Source organism: Yimella sp. NH-Cas1 (assembly GCF_022359705.1).
GTDB lineage: Bacteria > Actinomycetota > Actinomycetes > Actinomycetales > Dermatophilaceae > Yimella > Yimella lutea.
In genome coordinates this window covers 1381025-1400767 of the sequence record NZ_JAKSGG010000003.1, presented here as the reverse complement: position 1 = coordinate 1400767, position 19743 = coordinate 1381025, and the positions used below count along the sequence as shown (strand labels likewise).

Here is a 19743-nt window from a genome sequence, read left to right as displayed (position 1 = left end):
GGGACGCGACACGACGGCGGCCTCGCTTTCGGAAACCTCCTGTTTGGTCGATCGCGGCACGGCACGAATTCGCCGACGGAGGTTGTCGGTGGTCCCGCCTAGAGTCTTTCGTATGGCCCTTAGCTACGAGTTCTACGAACCGGTCTCACCGGTGGAATTCGTTCTGCTGCAATCACTTTCAGATCAGAAACAGCGGCTGTTGAATCAGCTTCTGAACGCTTTGGGTTCACCTGCGGAGATGCTGACGTTCGCGAACCGGATGTCCCGTGAGGCGTTCTACCGGCTCGATGCCGACGCCGTGCGCAACGCCGGTGGCATCAGCACCGCTCGGCCCGTCGATGTCGACGACCACCGGATGCTCGAAGAAGCCGTGAAAGGCTCCACCCAGTTGGCATCCACCTCGCAAGCCGTGCAGGCCATGGCCATGGCTCGGTACGCCGCGATCGACGAAGAGTTGGTCAATTCCGACACCGGGGTCACCGCGAAGGTCGAACACCCGCTCGGTCATCAGGCGTCGTTTGCCGACACCGACCTGGCGGCTGCCTGTCAGATGGCACCCCGCACCGCGTCGAGCAAGATGAGCAACTCCATCGATGCGTGCACCAAAACTCCCGGGTTGCTGGCTGCTGCGGTGGAAGGAGAGATTCCTTTCTGGAAGGTGTCGCTCGTTGCGTCGGAACTGGTGAACGCCTCACCCGAAACCTCCCACCGGGTCGAGCAGCACCTGCTCGACGCGAAAGGCTTCGACACCTGGGGTTACCTGAAGGTGAAGAGCGCCGCGCGGGCACTGGTGACGCAGTGGGAGGCCGAGGCTGCGAAGAAGGTACGGGTCAAGGAAGCCAAGGACGCCACCGGTGTGTGGGTTCGTCCCTCCGACATTGCCGGGATGGCGGAGTTGTGTGCCGTCGGGCCGGCCGACCAGATCGCCCGCATCTACGGAGCCGTGGACCAACTCGCTGATCAACGCGCCAAGAACCCGACCGCACGTGAGGGCAGCGACCCCGATGAATCGAAGCCGACGCTCGGACAACTGCGCCTCGGCGCGCTGCACGACCTCGTCACCCAAGGTGCTGACGTGACCTACCAGGTCGTCATCCAGGTCCCTGTGGTTCGTGAGGAACAAGCCGCCACGGCTGCAACGAAACGTGCCACCGACGACCCGGAGCACGAGGCCGAGGCGTCCCCGGACGACGGGTCACCCCCACCCGGACAATCCACCTCATCCCCGCGAGGTCCTGATGACTCCAAGCAGGCCGCCGACACTGGTGGCCCCGAATCCGGCTTAACGACAACCGAATCGGACCACTGCAACACAACGGGGTGGGCACGCATCGCCGGGATCGGGTTCATCCCACCCGAAGTCCTCGACGCGTTGATCGAGCAGTTCGGTTGCCGCCTGACCCGAGCACTGGTCGACGCCGACACCGGAGTCACCTGCGAGACCTCGACGACCGCGTACGAGCCCACGCCGCGGATGAGGGAGTTCGTCCAACAACGCGACCAGACCTGCCGGTTCCCCATGTGCACCAGGACCGCCATCAGGTGCGACATCGACCACGTCATCGAATGGCCCCAGGGACCCACCGCCGGGCACAACCTCGCCGCACTCTGTCGCCACCACCACGACGCAAAGACCAAGAAGCACTGGGACTACCAAATGAGCGACGACGGAGTCTGCACCTGGACCTCCCGCACCGGCCGCACATACGTCACCTACCCCGACTGCGTACACGACGCCTCGTAGGTCCCAGCCTGTCGGAGCCGGGGCTGAGTGTCGGTGGGGCTGTCTAGGGTCATACCCATGCAGGACGGCATGATGACTGATTCAAGGATTGGCGATCATCCGGTGACACGTGTGAAACGAGCGATCTCGCCGAGCCGCGCGGCCGACTACATGCAATGTCCGCTGCTGTACCGCTTCCGCGTCATCGACCGGCTGCCCGAGCCACCGTCCGCCGCGGCCGCTCGCGGCACCCTCGTCCACGCCGTGCTGGAACGACTCTTCGATGTCGAGGCGGCCGATCGGACGCTCGAGCATGCCCACTCTCTGCTCGCACCGCAGTGGGAGGCGCTCGTCGAGAGCGAGCCCGAACTTGCGTCCCTGGTCGACGGTGAGCTCGGCGACTGGCTGCGTCCGGCCCGCACGCTGGTCGAGAAGTGGTTCGCGCTCGAGGATCCGACCCGTCTCGAACCGGCCGAGCGGGAGCTCTATGTCGAAGCCGAGGTCGACGGGCTCACCCTGCGCGGCTACGTCGACCGCCTCGACGTCGCACCGACGGGTGAGATGCGGGTGGTCGACTACAAGACCGGCCGCTCGCCGTCCGCACTGTTCGAAGCCAAGGCGCTGTTCCAGATGAAGTTCTACGCCTTGGTGCTGTGGCGCACCCGGGGCGAGATCCCCCGCCTGCTGCAACTGGTCTACCTCGGCAACGGGGAGATCGTCCGCTACTCCCCCGACGAGCGCGAACTGCTGGCGACCGAACGCAAGATCAAGGCGCTCTGGGACGCCATCGCGCGGTCGGCGAGCACCGGCGACTGGCGTCCGTCCCGTTCACGCCTGTGCTCCTGGTGCAGTCATCAGGCGCTGTGTCCGGAGTTCGGTGGCACCGCGCCACCGCTGCCTGCACTCGCAGCGGAACGCGCAGTTGATCCCGCGTATGCCGGTGAGCCGGAGGTAGGTCAGGACTGAGTCGTGCGGCTCCACAATGACTCGATGGTCTCCCCGGCCAGCGTCGCGACCTTCACCGCACCGATCTCGTCCGGCACGTCGACGATGTGTGGCACCGCGATCGTCCGGGCTCCGGCGGCGACAGCCGAGCGCGCACCGGTCGGCGAATCCTCCACCGCCAGACAGTGGCTGGGATCGACCCCGAGTGCCTCGGCGGCGACGAGGTAGGGCTGCGGATGCGGCTTGCCGTGCTCGACCACGTCCCCGGTGACGACCGCACCGAACGTGCCCGTGGGCAGTTCGTCCACCATCACCCGCGCGAAGGACTCGTACGACATCGTCACCAAGGCATTGGGAATCCCTTGTGCCACAGCCTCTTTCAGCAACTCAGCGGCACCGGGACGCCACGGGATGTGCTCGTGCATCTGCCTGATCACCGACTCCAGGAGGGTGTCGACGATCTCCTCGTCGGGTAGTGTCACCGGCGAGTTCTCCCTGATCATCTGCGCTGACACCACGAGCGGGTTACCGACGAGTTGGTGCGCCAACTCATCGGTCCACACACCACTGAACGAGGCGACAAGTTCACGCTCGGCGTTCATCCAGTACGGCTCGGTGTCGACCAGCGTGCCGTCCATGTCCCACAGAATCGCTTCCGGCATCTCTGCCATCACGATCAGTCCTCCGGTTCGTAGCCGAGGTTGGGCGAGAGCCACTTCTCGGCCTGCTTCAGCGTCCAGCCCTTGCGCTGCGCATACGACTCCACCTGGTCACGGTTGATGCGTCCGACCACGAAGTACTGCGAATCAGGATGGGAGAAGTACCAGCCCGAGACGGACGCGCCCGGCCACATGGCCATCGACTCGGTGAGTTCGATGCCGGTCTGGTTCTTCACGTCGAGCAGTTCCCAGAGGGTCGCCTTCTCCGTGTGGTCGGGGCAAGCGGGGTAGCCGGGGGCAGGACGGATGCCGCGGTACCTCTCGGCGATCAGGTCCTCGTTCGATAGCGTCTCGTCGGCCGCGTAACCCCACAGTTCGTGACGCACGACCTCATGCATCCGCTCGGCGAAGGCCTCGGCCAGGCGGTCGGCGACCGATTCCAGCAGGATCGCGCTGTAGTCGTCGATCGCGTCCTTGAACTCCTTGATCTTGTCGCCTGCGCCCAGGCCTGCGGTGACCGCGAAACCGCCGATGTAGTCGTGCAGGCCGGAGTCCTTGGGGGCGATGTAGTCGGCCAGGGACTTGTTCGCGACACCTTCACGGTGCTGCCCCTGCTGGCGCAGGTGGTGCAGCATCGTGCGGATCTCACCCCGCGACTCGTCGGTGTAGACCTCGATGGAGTCGCCGACGGAGTTGGCCGGGAAGAACCCGACGACGCCGGACGCCTCGAGCCAGTTCTCGGCCTCGATCTTGTCGAGCATCGCGTTCGCCTCGTCGTACAGCTTGCGCGCGGTCTCCCCCGTCGCCGGGTTGTTGAGGATGTCGGGGAAGCGTCCCTTCATCTCCCAGGCGTTGAAGAACGGCTGCCAGTCGATGTACTTGCGCAGCGTGGCGATCGGGTAGTTGCGCACCACCTTGGTCCAGCTGCGGATCTGCCCGTGCACCTGGTCGTTACCGGTGGCCTCGTCCTGCTGCAGCAACATGTGCGGACGCTGCGGCTGGTAGTTCGACCAGTCGATCGGGGGACGCTTGGCCATCGCCTGTTCGTAGGAGATCAGCGGGCGGTCGTTCTTCTTCGCCGCGTGGCGCTGCCGGATCGACTCGTAATCACGCTCGACCTCGTCCAGGAAAGGTTGCTTGCGAGTGTCGGACAGCAGCGCGGACGCCGTCGGCACCGAACGCGAGGCGTCCTTCACCCACACGACCGGTCCGTGGTATTTCGAGGTCACGCGGACGGCGGTGTGTGCCTTGGACGTGGTCGCGCCGCCGAGCAACAGCGGGATGTCGAACCCCTGTCGCTCCATCTCCTGCGCGACACCGACCATCTCGTCCAGCGAGGGAGTGATCAGACCCGACAGGCCGATGATGTCGGCGTTCTCCGCCTTCGCGGTCTCCAGGATCTTGGCGGTGGGCACCATCACGCCGAGGTCGACGACGTCGTAGTTGTTGCACTGCAGCACCACACCGACGATGTTCTTGCCGATGTCGTGCACATCGCCCTTGACCGTCGCCATGACGATCTTGCCCTTGGCGCGCACCGCGTCGCCCGGCTTCTTCTCCGCCTCGATGTACGGAATCAGGTGTGCGACAGCCTTTTTCATCACGCGCGCCGACTTCACGACCTGCGGCAGGAACATCTTGCCGGCACCGAAGAGGTCTCCGACGACGCCCATGCCGTCCATCAGCGGGCCCTCGATGACGGCCAGTGGCCGCTCCCCCGCCTCGGCGAGCTCGACCCGCATCTCCTCGGTGTCGGCGACGACATACTCGTCCATGCCCTTCACCAACGCGTGCGTGATGCGTTCGCGTACAGGAAGATTGCGCCACTCGAGGGCCGCGCTGTTGTCGACCGGGCCGGCTTCCTTGTTGTGCTCGGCCGCGATCTCCAGCAGCCGCTCCGTGGAGTCGGGACGTCGGTTGAGCACGACGTCCTCGATGCGCTCCTTGAGTTCGGGATCGATCTGGTCGTAGACGACCAGTGCGCCGGCGTTGACGATTCCCATGTCCATGCCCGCTTCGATGGCGTGGTACAGGAACACCGCGTGGATCGCCTCGCGCACCGGGTTGTTGCCGCGGAAGCTGAACGAGACGTTCGAGACACCGCCGGAGACCAGGGCTCCGGGCAAGTTCTGCTTGATCCAACGGGTGGCCTCGATGAAGTCGACGCCGTAGTTGGAGTGCTCCTCGATACCCGTCGCGACCGCGAAGATGTTCGGGTCGAAGATGATGTCCTCGGCCGGGAAACCGATCTCCTGCGTGAGGATCTCGTACGCCTTGGAACAGATCTCCTTGCGACGCTCGATGGTGTCGGCCTGTCCCTCCTCGTCGAAGGCCATGACCACCACGGCGGCGCCGTACTTACGGCACAGGCGGGCCTGTTCGATGAACGGTTCCAGGCCCTCCTTCATCGAGATCGAGTTGACGATGGGCTTGCCCTGTACGCAGCGCAGACCGGCCTCGATGACACTCCACTTGGACGAGTCGATCATCACCGGGACGCGGCTGATGTCGGGCTCGGAGGCGATCAGCTTGCAGAAGCGATCCATCGCCTCGATGCCGTCGATCATGCCTTCGTCCATGTTGATGTCGATGACCTGTGCGCCGGCCTCGACCTGCTGACGCGCCACGTTCAGTGCGGTCGGGTAGTCGCCGTCCTTGATCAACTTGCGGAAACGCGCCGAACCGGTGATGTTGGTGCGCTCGCCGACGTTGACGAACAGGGAGTCCTCGACCACGTTGAGCGGTTCGAGACCGGACAGACGCAGCGCGGGGGCGATGCTCGGTACTTCGCGGGGGGACACGCCCTCGACCCGGTCGGCGATCTCGCTGATGTGCTCGGGCGTGGTGCCGCAGCAGCCGCCGAGGATGTTGACCAGTCCGTCCTTGGCGAAGCCGCAGACGACGTCCGCCATCTCCTGAGGAGTCTCGTCGTACTCACCGAAGGCGTTGGGCAGGCCGGCGTTCGGGTAGACCGAGACGAACGCGTCCGCGATCTTCGACAGTTCCGCGACGTACGGGCGCATGTCGGCGGCGCCGAGCGCACAGTTGAACCCGACAGCGAGCGGCTTGGCGTGGCGGACGCTGTTCCAGAAGGCCTCGGTGACCTGACCGGACAGCGTGCGACCGGACGCGTCCGTGATCGTGCCGGAGATGATCACCGGCCACCGGCGTCCCTCCTGCTCGAACAGGGTTTCCAGGGCGAAGATCGCCGCCTTGGCGTTGAGGGTGTCGAAGATCGTCTCGACCAGCAGCAGGTCCGAGCCGCCGTCGATCAGACCCTGCGCCTGTTCCAGGTAAGCGTCGACGAGTTCCTGGTAGGTGATGTTGCGGGCACCCGGGTCATTGACGTCAGGAGAGATGGACGCCGTCCGGTTGGTCGGGCCGAGTGCACCGGCGACATAGCGCGGTTTGTCATCGGTCGCGGCCTTGTCGCACTCCGCGCGGGCGAGCGCGGCAGAGACGAAGTTCAACTCGTAGGAGAGATCCTCCATGCCGTAGTCGGCCATCGAGATCCGTTGTGCCGAGAAGGTGTTCGTCTCGATGATGTCGGCGCCGGCGTCGAGGTAAGCGCGGTGGATGTCGGCGATCAACTCGGGCTTGGTGATCGAGAGCAGGTCGTTGTTGCCCTTGACGTCACGCTCCCAGTCGGCGAATCGCTCGCCGCGGAACTCGTCCTCCGACAGTTTGTGCCGTTGAATGAAGACACCCATCGATCCGTCGAGGATCATCACGCGGGAATTGAGCGCTTCGGTGAGTTCGGCGGTGGCGTCTGGACGCTGGTGGGTCGTGTCGCGCTCGAAAGTCTCGGAGCGGGAGTCGGAGCGGCTGCTCACTGTTGGTGTTCCCTTCGTAGAGTCGCCCGAGTTTACGACACCTGCATCCCGTTGCCCGGTCACCGCCGAGGCGTGGTCGATCACTCCGTACGCTGGATCGAAGCCGTCGAACCCCGACGGGCAAACCAGGGATGAAGGGACGAATCACGTGATCGAGATCGAGGACATCCCACTGCTCGACGATCCCATCATGATCGCCGCGTTCGAGGGCTGGAACGACGCCGGCGAGGTGGCCACGAGCACCGTCGCGCACCTGGTCGAGGTATGGGACGCCGATCTGGTCGCGGCGATCGACCCCGCCGAGTACTACGACTTCCAGGTGAACCGGCCACGTGTGGTCGGTGGTCCCGAATCACGGCAGATCGAGTGGCCCACGACCCGGGTCTACCTGGCCCGTGACACCCCGCTCGACCGCGACGTCCTGCTGGTGCACGGCATCGAGCCGTCGTTCCGATGGATGCAGTTCGTCCAGGAGTTACTGTCGCTCGCCGTGGAGTCCGACATCTCCCTGCTCATCACGCTCGGCGGACTACTGGCCGACGTGCCACACCGTCGTCCGATGCCGGTGTCGGTGACTGCCGAACATCCGGACATGCAGCAGCGCTACGACGTCGAGCCCAGTGAGTACGAGGGCCCGGTCGGCATCGTCGGCGTGCTCACCGACACCGCCAATCGCACTGGTATCTCGAGTCTTTCGGCCTGGGCGGCAGTGCCCCACTACGCCGCGACCGCCCCGTCCCCGAAGGCGACATTGGCGATGGTGGTCAAGCTCGAGGAACTGCTGGACACCGTCATCGACCGCGGTGAACTTCCGGACGAGTCAGCGGCGTGGGAGCGCGGCGTCGATGAACTTGCCGCCGCCGACGAGGAGATCGCCGAGTACATCGAGGCCCTCGAACGGGCCCAGGCCACCACCGACCTGCCCGAAGCCAGCGGCGACGCGATCGCTCGCGAGTTCGAGAAGTACCTGCGCCGCCGCGACGAGGGCGGCCCCGGCCCTCGCCCCTGAAGGAACGCGAAATGCATGAGGGCACTCCGTATACGGAGTGCCCTCATGCATCGAGAGTCATCGTCGGCGGGTGGCCCGTTGTCAGAGGGCGATGCCGAGGGCGGCGTCGATCGCGTCGGTGACGCGGGGTGAAGGGCCGGCGTCGGCCCGGACGTGATCGGCCGCCCAGGCGTCCATGGCCTGCAACGCGGCGGGTGCGTCGAGATCGTCGGCGAGTGCAGCGGTGATCGCGTCGGCGAGTTGGTCCGCGTCGTCATCGCCGGCTCGGGACGCGACGTCGCGCCAGGTCGCCAGGCGCTCCTTCGCACTCTCGAGCTGGTCGTCGGTGTACTCCCAGTCGAGGGCGTAGTGGTGGTCGAGGACGACCAGGCGCACGGCCATCGGGTCGACGCTCTCCGCGCGTAGTTGGGAGACCTTGACCAGGTTGCCCAGCGACTTGCTCATCTTCTCGCCGTCGTAGGCCACCATCGCCTGGTGGGCGTAACGGTGCGCGAACGGGCTCTTCCCGGTCAGCGCTTCCGCCTGGACCGCTGACATCTCGTGGTGGGGAAAGACGAGGTCGGTGCCGCCGCCCTGCAGGGTGAATCCCATGCCGAGGTGGTCCAGCGCGATCGTCGTGCATTCCAGGTGCCAGCCGGGGCGTCCGGGGCCGAGTTCGACGCCGTCCCAATGGGGTTCGCCCTTGCGCCAACCGCGCCAGAGCAGCGGGTCGAGCACGTCGCGCTTGCCCGGGCGGTCGGGGTCTCCCCCGCGGTCGGCGAACACTTCCACCATCTGCTCGCGGTTCCAGCCGCTCGTTTCACCGAAGCTGGGCTGGGTCGACAGGTCGAGATAGAAGTCCTGGGCGCCGTCCTGCCCGGCTTCGGATGCCTCCACCGGCAGGCCGTACGCCACGCCTTCCGCGACCAGTCGCGAAATGACCTCGACATGGCGAGGCATCGTCTCGACGACGCCGATGTAGTGCTGGGGCGGAAGGTTGCGCAGGGCTTCCATGTCGGCGTGGAAGATGTCGATCTCACGCTGGGCGAGGTCCTGCCAGTCGATGCCGTCGCGCGCCGCCCGTTCGAGCAGCGGGTCGTCGATGTCGGTGACGTTCTGAACATAGGTGACGTCGTGGCCGGCGTTGCGCAGTGCGCGGATCGCGAGGTCGAAGGTCACATAGGTGGCGGCGTGCCCGAGGTGCGTCGTGTCGTACGGGGTGATCCCGCAGACGTACACGCCGACCGGGTCGTTCGTCGGGACGACCTCGAGTTCACCGGTGTGTTCGTCGCGCAACCGCAGGGCGGGTGCCGCTTTCGCCAGGCGGGGAAAGGACGGCTGAGACCAGGACTTCACGGCGTAGAGCCTAGTTGTCGGGCGGGCTTGTTCACGAGACGGTCGGCTGAGCCGTTCACCACAGTGCCACCACGGGTCACCACAGTGGCCATGGCAGCGGATGCCGGTCCTCGGGCACCTCGGGCATCACGCCGTCGGCGAGCAGGCCGTGCAGCCTTTCGTGCAATGCCTCGATCTCAGAGAGCGTGAGCAAGGGCTCCAACTGCGCCACAAGCCCGCCGTCAAGTGCCTCGGAAAAGCGTTGCAACGCAGCGATATCCGTAGCGGCGATGGGCTCACCGGCGAAGCCCCAGAACACCGTCCGCAGCTTCTCCTCCTCGTGGAAGCACAGGCCGTGATCAATGGCCCAGAACGTGGCGTCGTCCGCCAGCAGCGCACTCGCCTTGCGGTCGGCGTTGTTCAGCAGTGCGTCGAACACCGCGAGCGTGCGCAGGCGCGGGGTGTCGCTGTGCGAGACGACCAGCGGTCGATCTGCCTCGTCCCGGACGGCGAGCACCGGGACGTTGCCGTCCGGGACGTCAGCCGGCGCGTCGATGCGGACGAAGTCGGGGTCCTCCCGCCCCTCGAGCGGTCCGACCCACTGCTGAACGGTGCCCGGCCCGAGCGGCCCGTCCCGCAGGACCGTCCTGGGCACGAAGTTCCAACCGGTGGCGTCCGAGACGTACGAGGCCGCCAGCTCGCGTCCGGCGAGGGACCCGTCGGGGAAGTCCCACAACGGTCGTTCGCCTCGAATCGGCTTGTAGACCGCGGCTGTTCGCTTCTCACCCTCGCCCACCCAGACACGCAGCGCGACATTGGACGCATCGACCAGCCGTCCTTCAATCTCCAGGTCGCTGTCGGCCAGCAGCCGCAGCACCTGGTCGTCAGCGCTTGTATCCGTTGGCACGGGGACAGACATGGCCGTTCGGGTCCAGCGGATCGCCGCAGAGCGGGCACGGCGGACGGCCCTGCTCAAGCAATGCCGTTGCACGACGGGTGAATTCGCGCGCCATCTGCGGCTGCACCGCGACGCGGAGCGTGGTGCTGTCGGGTTCGTCGACGGCGACGGACGGTTCGCCCGATTCACCCACCTCGACCGACACGGTGGAATCGAGGCACTCCACGATCACGCGCAGCGTCTCCGGATCCCAGGCAAGCGTGAGGGTGCCCACCCGGAATTCATCATCGATCGGGGTGCTCAGTGGCTCGTTGTCCGGCTCTAGGACCGGGACGTCAGCGGTGGCGTCCAGTTGGTCGAGCAGTTCATCGATCCGCTCGGCAAGCATCGCGACCTGCGCCTTCTCCAGCGACACGCTGGTGATCCGGCGGCCGTCGACGGCCTGCAGGAAGAAGGTGCGCTGGCCCGCAGGGCCGACGGTGCCCGCGACGAACCTGTCGGGGTCCACGTACTCGATCAACGGCATGCACCGACCTTAACGCCGCGGCTCAGCCCTGCGCGGTCGAGCCACCGCCGACAGTTGCCTCGGCGTCCTTCGCCTGATCGGACTTCGGCACGAGGTCGGCGGGATCGCTACCGGTGTCGTTGATCCGCAGCACGAACGGCCGCGTAGCGGTGAGGCGCACCGCGCTCAGCGAGGCCGGACCGACGGTGATTCGCTGGAACTGGTCGATGTGCTCACCGAGACATTCGGCGAGGATCGACTTGATCACGTCACCGTGGGACACCAGCGCCCACACCGCGTGCGCACCGACCTGGTGCTCGAAATGTGCGTCGTAGTGCCGCATCGTCTCGACCGCTCGCAACTGCATCTGGGCGATCGACTCGTGCCGGTACTGCTCGCTCGCAGGAAATGTGGCCGCGCTCGGGTGATCCTGCACAGTGCGCCAGAGGTCTTCCTTGGCCAGCTCTTTGAGCGGCCGGTTCGTCCAACCGCCGTAGTGGCACTCCCCCACGCCCTCGTCGACCGTCACCTCGACCTCACGCCCGGAGACGATCGCGTCCGTCGTCTCACGGCAGCGCTGCAACGGGCTGGTCACTACGCCGGCCAACGGAACATCGCGCAGCCGTCGGCCGAGCGCGGTCACCTGCTCCTTGCCGGTGTCGTCGAGACCGACGCCCTCGGTCCAGCCGGCCAGCAGCCCGGCGGCGTTCGCCGCGGTCCGCCCGTGCCGCAGCAACAACACGGTGGTCACGAGGAACGCAGTCCCTCGTCGTCCATCAATCGTGCGATGAGTCCGAGCAGTTCGATCCGCTCCTGCATGCTGTCCATCCACGGCGAAACCGCGAGCGTCGTCACGCCGGCTTTCGCATAGGCACGCAGCCGGGCGCGGATCGCTTCTGCGTCTCCGACCATCGCGGTGCGTTCGATGAACTCGCGCGGCACGGCTGCGGCCGCGTCGCGGTGCTGCTTGGCCAAGAACAGATCCTGGACATGGTCTGCGTGCTTCTCGAAGCCCATTCGGGTGGCGAGCGCGTGATAGAAGTTCTTGTCCCTCGAGCCCATGCCACCGATGTAGAGAGCGGCGTGGCCGCGCAGCCGATCGGCTGCGGCGTCGACGTTGTCGGCCATGCTCACGTTGACGGAGGCGACGACGTCGAACCCGTCCATCGTCAGGTCGGACTTCGCCCGACCACCCGCGATCGTCTCGAGTTGCTCGGGCAGGTATTCGGGGCTGACGAAGATGCCGATCCAGCCGTCGGCGATCTCGCCGGTGAGCGCGAGGTTCTTCGGACCGAGCGAGGCCAAGTAGATCGGCACGTTCTCCCGTTCGGGCAGCAAGAGCAGCCGCAATGACTTGCCCGGGCCGTCCGGCAGCGGTAGATCGAAGTGCTTGCCGTGGAACTCCACGTTCTGACGACCGAGTGCCTGCCGGACGATCTCGACGTACTCACGGGTGCGACCCAGCGGATCGGCGAACCTGACACCGTGCCAGCCCTCGCTGACCTGCGGCCCGGAGACACCGAGGCCCAGGTGAAAGCGTCCGCCGGTGATCCGGTCGAGCGTCGCGGCGGTCATCGCGGTCATCGCCGGGCTGCGACCCGGAATCTGCATGATCGCGGCGCCATACCCGACGTGCTCGGTGTGGGCAGCCAGATAACCGGTCAGGCTCGGGATGTCGGAGCCGTACGCCTCCGCCAGCCAGACGACGTCGTACCGATGCTCGTCGGCGGCCTTCGCCAGGGCAAGCATGCCGTCGAGGTCGTCGGTGCCGGTCGTTCCCCAGTAGCCCACATTGAGCGCAAGTCGCATGTCTGGAACGGTACTCGCCCCACGGTGCGTCAGCGGGGTCGCCCGCGTGGCCGCCGATAGGTTGGGGCCATGCTTTCGCGCTCCCTCGGTCGCAGCGGACTGACCGTCTCCACGCTCACTCTCGGCACGATGAACTGGGGCACCCAGGTCGACGAGGACGACGCGCGCCTGTTGCTCGAGGACTATCTGGACGCCGGTGGCACCACGATCGACACCGCGTACGGGTACGCCGACGGCGGCAGCGAGACGATCATCGGGTCCCTCATCGAGGGCCTGCACCGCGAGGACCTCGTCCTTGTCGGAAAGGCCGGTATCTCGCGTCGTACCGGGCAGCGGGTGGTCGACACCTCCCGTCGTGCGCTGCTGACCCAGTTGGACGCGTCCCTCACCCGACTCGGCACCGAGCATCTGGACCTCTGGCTGGTGCACAGCTGGTCGGACGAGGTGCCCTGGCAGGAGACGCTCGGAGCGTTGGAGTGCGCGGTGACGTCGGGCAAGGCCCGCTACGTCGGGGTTTCCAATTACTCGGGTTGGCAGTCGGCGATCGTCGCCGGTGAGGCGCAGCGACTGCGAATTCCCTTGGTGGCCAACCAGGTTCAGTACAGCCTGCTCGACCGGTCGGCCGAGGCCGAGATTCTGCCGGCTGCAGACGCGCTGGGGATCGGGGTGATGGCGTGGTCACCGTTGGCCGGTGGGGTGCTCACCGGCAAGTACCGCGGTGGCGTCCCGGCCGAGAGCCGGGCGAGCTCGGGCGATCACCCGCGCTGGGCCGCTCAGATGCTCGGTGCGGCGGACGGGCCTGTGATGAAGGCCGTCGCGACGGCGGCTGACGGGCTCGGCGTCTCGCAGACCGAGGTGGCGCTGGCGTGGTTGCGCGAACGTCCGGGACTCAGCAGTTGCGTCGTGGGAGCTCGTAAGCAGACCCAGTTGCGCACCGCGCTCGCGTCCCAGCGGCTCGACATCGCCCCGGCGATCCGTCAGGCGCTCGACGAGGTCTCCGCGCGCTGAGGAGCTGCTGACTACTCCGACTCGTAGTCGATGTCGTCGACCTCGAACCCGCGGTACGGCTCGTCGTCGTCATCGTCGTCATCGAACTCGCTCAGGTCGACCTCGTCATCGTCGTCCTCTTCCTCATCATCTTCGTCTTCGTCTTCGTCTTCATCGAGGTCGTCGTCGAAGTCGTCCTCGTCGGCGGGCAGGAAGAAGGGGGTATTGAGCCCGTACGCCTCGTACAGCGCATCCTCGTAGGTCTCGAAGGCGTCGGCGAGCGAGTCGGCGGCCTCCTGGACATGGGGGTCGTCGTTGCCGCGTCCGCTGGACGCGAGTTCGAAATGCCGTTCCACGGCGTTGATGAAGCAGGAGAGGGCGGCACGCGGGTCGACGCTCATGCACCGAACGCTATCGGCTCTGACGCACAATAGGCAGCGATGACCGAGTATGAGTACCAGGTGCTGACGTTCCCGCGAGACGTGGAGCGCTCCGTCGTGCGCCAGACGCTGACCGATCACGCCGAGTACGGGCATTGGGAATTGGCCCGCACCCGGCTCTATCTGGGCGGTCTGCGCAAGGTGTGGTTGCGGCGCCGGATCATCCGGGTGCGCCGCACCGCCTGAGTTCGATCGGTCGGCGCCGGTCAGCAGTCGCGCATGAACTCACCGAGCACGTCGGCTCCGAACCGTAGCGATTCCAACGGAACTCGCTCGTCGATGCCGTGGAACATCGGCGCGAAGTCGAGGTCGGCCGGCAGCCGCAGCGGGGCGAACCCGTAGCCGACGACGCCCAGTTTCGCGAGCGACTTGTTGTCCGTGCCACCGGAGAGGCAGTACGGCAGCACGGCCGCGTCCGGGTCCTGGGTGGCGAGTGCCCGCTTCATCTTGTCGACCAGCGGTCCTTCGACCGGTGCGTCCAACGCGATGTCCTTGTGCACGATCTGCACCTCGACGAACTCACCCGCGAGGCGTTCGATTGTGCTCATCAACTCGTTCTCGTGGCCGGGAAGGAACCGGCAGTCCAGGCTCGCCGACGCTGATTGTGGAATGACGTTGTGCTTGTAGCCGCTGTTGAGCATCGTGAAATTGGAGGTGTCGCGCAGCGTGCCTTCGACGAACCCCCGTGCGCCGCCGATGGTCGCGAGCAGCTCGCCCGCGTCGTCCGGCGAGTAGGTGATGCCGGTGATCTCGCTCAGGCCGTCGAGGAGCAGCGAGACGCTGGCGATGTACTCGCGCGGCCAGTAGTGAGCGTTGATGCGTGCGATCGCCTCTGCGAGTCGGACCACGGCGTTCTCGTCGTTCGGCACCGATCCGTGACCGGCCCGTCCGTGAGCCACCAGACGCAACCAGGCGATGCCCTTCTCGGCGGTCTGCAACAGGTAGACGCGCTGCTGTCCCCCGGCCTTCTTGGGCACCGTGACGCTGTAGCCGCCCACCTCGCTCACTGCTTCGGTCGCGCCCTCGAACAGTTCCGGACGGTGCTCGACCAGCCAGTTCGCGCCCTTGGCTCCGCCGGCCTCCTCGTCGGCGAACATGCCGATGATCAGGTCGCGCGGCGGTTTCCTGCCGGAGCGGACGAGTTCGCGCACGTTCGCGATGATCATCGCGTCCATGTCCTTCATGTCGACCGCGCCGCGTCCCCACACGCAGTCGTCCTTGATCTCGGCGGCGAACGGATCGACCTGCCAGTCCTCGGCATTCGCGGGCACGACGTCGAGGTGGCCGTGGACGACCAGCGCACCGCGCGAGGCGTCCTCACCCTCGATACGGACGACGACGCTCGCGCGGCCGGGCTCACTTTCGATGAGTTCAGGATCCAGGCCCACCTCGGTGAACTCCGACATCACGTACTCGGCGGCCTTGCGCTCGCCGGGGCCTTTGTCGTTGCCGTAATTGCTGGTGTCGATGCCGATGAGGTCCTGACAGATACGCACGACCTCGTCCCGCGCTCGGGTCTGCTGCTGATCGTTCATCGCTGCTCCTGCGTCTACTTGCCGGTCTCGTCGGTCTCGTCGGTCTGCTACCACTGTGCCAAACGCCGTACCTCGTCGATCGTGTCGGCCTGCTCGGCGGTCTTGTCGTCGCGGTAACGCAGCACTCGCGCGAACCGCAGCGCGACTCCGCCGGGATACCTGGTCGATTTCTGCAGGCCGTCGAACGCGATCTCGACGACCTGCTCCGGACGCACCCGCACCACCCAGTCGTCGCGGTCGGTCATGAGGTCGGTGAACCGCTCGGTCTGCCAGGCGAGCATCTCGTCGGTCATTCCCTTGAAGGTCTTGCCGAGCATGATGAAGTCGCCGGTGTTCGGGTCACGGGCGCCCAGATGGATGTTCGACAGGAAGCCCTTGCGTCGACCGCTGCCTTCCTCGACAGCGAGCACGACGAGGTCGAGCGTGTGACGTGGTTTCACCTTGACCCAACCGCTGCCCCGGCGTCCGGCGGCATAGACCGAGTCGAGGCGTTTGGCGACCACCCCTTCGTGTCCTCGGCCCACCCAGTCCTCGAAGAACCCCTGCGCCGCAGCGGAATTCGTCGGACGGACCGCAGTCACGACGTGCTGTTGCGGCACCAGGCGTTCGAGTCGCTCTCGTCGGACGTGCAGCGGTTCGTCGACGAGGTCGTCTCCGTCCAGATGCATGAGATCGAAGAACAACGCGGTGAGCGGGACGTTGCGGCGTAGTTCGTCGGGGTCGGCGCTGCTGGCCGTGCGAGCGCCGGTCACCTGGAACGGTTCGGGGCGACCGTCGGGACGCAGGGCGATGGCCTCGCCGTCGAGGACCGCCTCCTTCGCCGGTAGTGCGCGCACCACCTCGACCACGTCCGGAAGTCGGGCGGTGATGTCGTCCAGGCTGCGGGTGAACAACCGGACCTCGTCACCGATCTTGTGTGCTTGCAGGCGAATTCCGTCGAGTTTCACCTCGACCGTCCACTCCCCCGGCTCCTCGACCACGGACTCCACGTCCGGACTCGACCCCGCGAGCATCGGACGCAGCGGGCGCCCGACCTCGAGGCGCACCTCCTCGAGAGCAGGCGCCCCGCCGTCCAGTGCGATGGCCGCCACTGGGCCGGTACGACCAGCCAGCATCACGGCCCGCCGCACGTCGGTCTCCTTCACCTGCGCCGCGGCCGCGATCGCTTTGAGCATGACTCCGTCTCCCGCGCCTTGACGAGCGTCGCCGAGCAGCAGTCCGGTCAGCAACCGCCGTTCTTGTTCGGTCAGCCGACCCCACAACTCGTCGAGCATCTCCCGGCGCCGGGTGTTCGACCCGGTGCCACGCAGATCTTCCATCCGGGTGAGCGTCGCGTCCAGGTCGAGGACGTCGACCGTAGCTTCCTCGACCGCATCCGAAGGGTTCGAGCGCAGCGATCGCCCGCCGATCCCGACCCTGCGCTGCGGCAGCGTGCCGGCGAGGTAGTCGGCGATCACCGCACGCTCGTCGGGCCGGGCCTCACGCAGCGCCTGCGCGATCAACGCAACCTTCTCGTTGCGTGACCGCGTGGCGCTGACCCGGCGCGAGACGTCCGCGACCTGCGCGAAGAGGGTCATCGGGCGCCCGGGCTGACCAACTCGTCCAGCTGGTCCAGACGCTGCGTCCAGAGCCGCCGCATCTCGTCGGGATCGTTCGAGATCTGTTGCTGAACAACGAGTTTCGAACCGGCCGGATTCGGTTCGAAAGTCACCACGAGCGCCTCGTCCGCGGTCGTCACGCGCTCGTCGGGCACGACCTCGACGAAGTCAGGTTCGGGTTCGCTCGTGCCCCACCAGGTGGCGAGTTCGACCGCGTCGGTCCACGCCCGGAACAGACGCCGCGGCGCAGTATTGAAGACCCGCTCGATCTCGACGGTCTCAGTCATGGTCCACTCCTGGTCACTCGGTCAGATGGCTCCATCTTCCAGCACAGTTGCCACCCGACAACGGTTCGCGGGTGCCGCGCTGTCGAGCAGCGCCGCACCCGCGGACCCAGAAGGAGAAACGAGGTTCGGATCAGCCGTAGACCTTCTTGACACCCGTGACGTCGTCCGGGCTCATCGACAGATCGCTCGAGGCGCCGTTGCACTGCGGGTAATGCATGATGGACGAAGCGTCGTACGGCGTCAGCGGCGACCAATTGTTGTCCTCGAAGCAGGTGCCGGCCTCGGGACGGGTGTGCTCGTGACGGAAGCCGAGCGTGTGGCCCAGTTCGTGCGCCATGATGTTCGACGGTGTCCAGGAGGCTGCGCTGAACAACTGACCTGTGTTCACCAGGACGTTCCGCTCGGACTTGCTGGAGCTCGGGAAGAACGCACGGGCGATGTAGGAGGAGTTGGAGGCGGCCGGCTCGACCGAGAACACCACATTGTTGTTACTGGTCGAACAATTGGCGTCCTGGCTGGAGTCGTGGATGAAGTCGATGCCGGACGACGCCGACTCCCACTGGCCCGCCCCCGACTGCATCGCGGCCGCGACATCGGCGTGCTCGCTGCCGAACTTCGTCGAGACGCGGTAAGTCGGGCTCCTCGCCTGGGTCGCGGTCCACTTGTCGTCGCCGGTGTAGGTGCGGTTGATGATCAGACCGTCCTTCTCGGGCGGAGTGGTCATCTCGGTGTAGTAGTCCTTGAGTTTGCCCTTGTTCGAGAGCGGTTCGTCACCGTTGACGATGTACTGCTTGTCCGTGTCCTGGTAGGTGCTCGCCGCGAACTCCTCGAAGCTCGGCGCGGCCGATGCGAAGGACGCCCCTGCGACGCCGAAGACGGCGACGGTCGCAGCGGCGACACGGGTGATGCGGTGACTCATCGGAAAGGATCCCTTCCTTGTGGGGCCCACCGGACAGGATTGAGCGGTGAGCGGGATGTGCACCGAGGCTAGGATGTGGCTTCGTTCGCTTGGTGGCGGGGTTTTTGCAGCGCTCCGTGGCGGTCTTGTTGCCGCGATCACGCAGGACTGGCTGCAGGTAGGTGTCGCGGTCTGAACCGAGAGGGGTGCGCCCGGTCGGGGCCGTTTGGATCGCTGCCGCTACGTCAGAGTCCGAAGGCTCCGCCGCTGACGAGGATCACGATGCCGAGGCCGATGAGAACGATGGGGAAGAGGATGTGCTCCCAGCGTTCGAGCACTTCGGCGATCGGGGGGCGGGTGGCGACGAACTTTGCCAGGGCCACCAGGACCGCGACGAGCGCGAGGAAGATGATGCAGTAGGCGACTACTGCGAGAGGTTCCACGCTGAGGAAGACAGGGGTGTAGACGCCGATGTTGTCGCCGCCGTTGGCAAGGGTGACGCCTGCGACTGTCCACACGCCGACCTTCTTGCCGGCAACCTTGACCTCGTCGTCATCGTCGTCATCGTCTCCGCGCCAGGCCTGCCATGCGGCCCAGAGGCCGAGGCCCAGAGGGATGAGACCGAAGTACGGGATGGCTGCCGAGGGCAGGAATGCTCCGGCACCGATAGTCACCAGGACCGCGGCACCGAGGATGCCGGCGAATCCGAGGTACTGGCCGGCCAGAATGCGGGCGGTAGTGCCGCGCTGGCCTGCCCCTCGCGCGAAGAAGAGGGAGAGCACGATGATGTCGTCGATGTTGGTCGCTGCGAACAGGCCCATCGCCTGCAAGACCGAGGTGAGGATCATGCGCCCTCCCCAGCTGCGTCGCATCCGGGAAGCGAGCAGGCGGGATCGATGCACGGGGCGTCTTCGTCCACTGCCAGGGTGGCATCGACCAGTGCCGTCAGCGCCTGCGCCAGGTGCGAATCGGCGATCTCATATCGTGTCCGACGACCCTCGGGCTCGGAGACGACGATCCCGCAATCGCGCAGGCATGCCAGGTGGTTGGACACGTTCGGGCGTGTCAGGTCCAGATCTCGGGCCAGTTCCGCCGGGTAAGCGGGATGGTCGAGCAGGGTCAAGATGATCCGGGATCGAGTGGGGTCGGCCAGTGCACGACCCAGGCGGTTCATCACGTCGAGACGCGAAGCAATAGTCAGCATGGACTGAACTATACAGCGCGCACTGAACACTCGGTCACAGGCGTCAGCCCAGATCGCATGCCCGTAAGGGGAACCCTCACCGGACACCACCGCTACTTA

19 protein-coding genes are annotated in these 19743 nt (G+C 66.2%); 5 read left to right on the top strand and 14 right to left on the bottom strand.

Features of this window, described 5'->3' with window-relative positions; genetic code table 11:
• Positions 1-112 precede the first annotated feature (112 nt).
• Positions 113-1744, top strand: coding sequence for an HNH endonuclease signature motif containing protein (locus tag MF407_RS07045; RefSeq protein ID WP_239701852.1), 1632 nt, complete (start codon positions 113-115; stop codon positions 1742-1744).
• 111 nt (positions 1745-1855) lie between these two features.
• Positions 1856-2689 carry a PD-(D/E)XK nuclease family protein gene (locus MF407_RS07040; protein ID WP_239702866.1) on the top strand — a complete coding sequence of 278 codons (834 nt, stop codon included), beginning with the start codon at positions 1856-1858 and terminating at the stop codon, positions 2687-2689.
• On the opposite strand, the gene MF407_RS07035 is transcribed toward MF407_RS07040, so the two are convergent.
• Together MF407_RS07035 and metH are read right to left on the bottom strand one after the other, a co-directional pair.
• Positions 2680-3339: an HAD family phosphatase gene (locus MF407_RS07035; RefSeq protein WP_239701851.1), complete on the bottom strand. Its 660-nt coding sequence runs from the start codon at positions 3337-3339 to the stop codon at positions 2680-2682. The two genes, MF407_RS07040 and MF407_RS07035, sit on opposite strands and share 10 nt — an antisense overlap.
• Before the next feature lie 5 nt (positions 3340-3344).
• On the bottom strand, positions 3345-7160 hold the full coding sequence (gene metH, locus MF407_RS07030; protein ID WP_345770838.1) for a methionine synthase: 3816 nt from the start codon (positions 7158-7160) through the stop codon (positions 3345-3347).
• Between the two features lie 148 nt (positions 7161-7308).
• Here metH and MF407_RS07025 point away from each other — a divergent pair, with 148 nt between their 5' ends.
• Positions 7309-8169 (top strand): PAC2 family protein, encoded by an 861-nt coding sequence (locus MF407_RS07025; RefSeq protein ID WP_239701850.1) that lies wholly within the window; start codon positions 7309-7311, stop codon positions 8167-8169.
• 81 nt (positions 8170-8250) lie between these two features.
• On the opposite strand, the gene mshC is transcribed toward MF407_RS07025, so the two are convergent.
• The 5 genes from mshC to MF407_RS07000 all read right to left on the bottom strand — a co-directional run bounded on the left by mshC (position 8251) and on the right by MF407_RS07000 (position 12695).
• Positions 8251-9504 (bottom strand): cysteine--1-D-myo-inosityl 2-amino-2-deoxy-alpha-D-glucopyranoside ligase, encoded by a 1254-nt coding sequence (mshC, locus tag MF407_RS07020; RefSeq protein ID WP_239701849.1) that lies wholly within the window; start codon positions 9502-9504, stop codon positions 8251-8253.
• A gap of 76 nt (positions 9505-9580) precedes the next feature.
• A complete protein-coding gene (locus MF407_RS07015; RefSeq protein WP_168990284.1) occupies positions 9581-10390 on the bottom strand; it encodes an SCO1664 family protein in 810 nt (269 codons plus the stop codon).
• Positions 10368-10907: a DUF3090 domain-containing protein gene (locus tag MF407_RS07010; protein ID WP_239701848.1), complete on the bottom strand. Its 540-nt coding sequence runs from the start codon at positions 10905-10907 to the stop codon at positions 10368-10370. Before MF407_RS07010 ends, MF407_RS07015 begins: the two co-directional genes overlap by 23 nt.
• Before the next feature lie 22 nt (positions 10908-10929).
• Positions 10930-11637 (bottom strand): MSMEG_4193 family putative phosphomutase, encoded by a 708-nt coding sequence (locus tag MF407_RS07005; RefSeq protein ID WP_239701847.1) that lies wholly within the window; start codon positions 11635-11637, stop codon positions 10930-10932.
• Positions 11634-12695, bottom strand: a complete 1062-nt coding sequence (locus tag MF407_RS07000; RefSeq protein ID WP_239701846.1) for an LLM class F420-dependent oxidoreductase — start codon at positions 12693-12695, stop codon at positions 11634-11636. Before MF407_RS07000 ends, MF407_RS07005 begins: the two co-directional genes overlap by 4 nt.
• A gap of 69 nt (positions 12696-12764) precedes the next feature.
• On the opposite strand from MF407_RS07000, the gene MF407_RS06995 reads away from it, so the two are divergent.
• Positions 12765-13703 carry an aldo/keto reductase gene (locus MF407_RS06995; protein ID WP_129626860.1) on the top strand — a complete coding sequence of 313 codons (939 nt, stop codon included), beginning with the start codon at positions 12765-12767 and terminating at the stop codon, positions 13701-13703.
• A gap of 11 nt (positions 13704-13714) precedes the next feature.
• On the opposite strand, the gene MF407_RS06990 is transcribed toward MF407_RS06995, so the two are convergent.
• Positions 13715-14083 (bottom strand): hypothetical protein, encoded by a 369-nt coding sequence (locus MF407_RS06990; protein WP_129626862.1) that lies wholly within the window; start codon positions 14081-14083, stop codon positions 13715-13717.
• Between the two features lie 39 nt (positions 14084-14122).
• Here MF407_RS06990 and MF407_RS06985 point away from each other — a divergent pair, with 39 nt between their 5' ends.
• Positions 14123-14308, top strand: a complete 186-nt coding sequence (locus MF407_RS06985; RefSeq protein ID WP_129626864.1) for a DUF5703 family protein — start codon at positions 14123-14125, stop codon at positions 14306-14308.
• A gap of 20 nt (positions 14309-14328) precedes the next feature.
• Here the strand turns inward: MF407_RS06985 and MF407_RS06980 are convergent, their stop codons facing one another.
• The 6 genes from MF407_RS06980 to MF407_RS06955 form a co-directional block, all read right to left on the bottom strand.
• Complete coding sequence (locus tag MF407_RS06980; RefSeq protein WP_129626866.1) at positions 14329-15657, bottom strand: M20/M25/M40 family metallo-hydrolase; 1329 nt, start codon at positions 15655-15657, stop codon at positions 14329-14331.
• 47 nt (positions 15658-15704) lie between these two features.
• Positions 15705-17234 (bottom strand): ATP-dependent DNA ligase, encoded by a 1530-nt coding sequence (locus MF407_RS06975; RefSeq protein ID WP_239701845.1) that lies wholly within the window; start codon positions 17232-17234, stop codon positions 15705-15707.
• Positions 17231-17542, bottom strand: coding sequence for an SRPBCC domain-containing protein (locus tag MF407_RS06970; RefSeq protein ID WP_129626870.1), 312 nt, complete (start codon positions 17540-17542; stop codon positions 17231-17233). The genes MF407_RS06975 and MF407_RS06970 overlap by 4 nt, the downstream gene beginning before the upstream one ends.
• A 130-nt stretch (positions 17543-17672) precedes the next feature.
• Positions 17673-18461 (bottom strand): M57 family metalloprotease, encoded by a 789-nt coding sequence (locus MF407_RS06965; RefSeq protein ID WP_239701844.1) that lies wholly within the window; start codon positions 18459-18461, stop codon positions 17673-17675.
• A 224-nt stretch (positions 18462-18685) separates the two neighbouring features.
• Positions 18686-19288, bottom strand: a complete 603-nt coding sequence (locus MF407_RS06960; protein ID WP_048695616.1) for a cadmium resistance transporter — start codon at positions 19286-19288, stop codon at positions 18686-18688.
• Positions 19285-19644, bottom strand: coding sequence for a metalloregulator ArsR/SmtB family transcription factor (locus MF407_RS06955; RefSeq protein WP_006590980.1), 360 nt, complete (start codon positions 19642-19644; stop codon positions 19285-19287). The genes MF407_RS06960 and MF407_RS06955 overlap by 4 nt, the downstream gene beginning before the upstream one ends.
• Positions 19645-19743 lie beyond the last annotated feature (99 nt).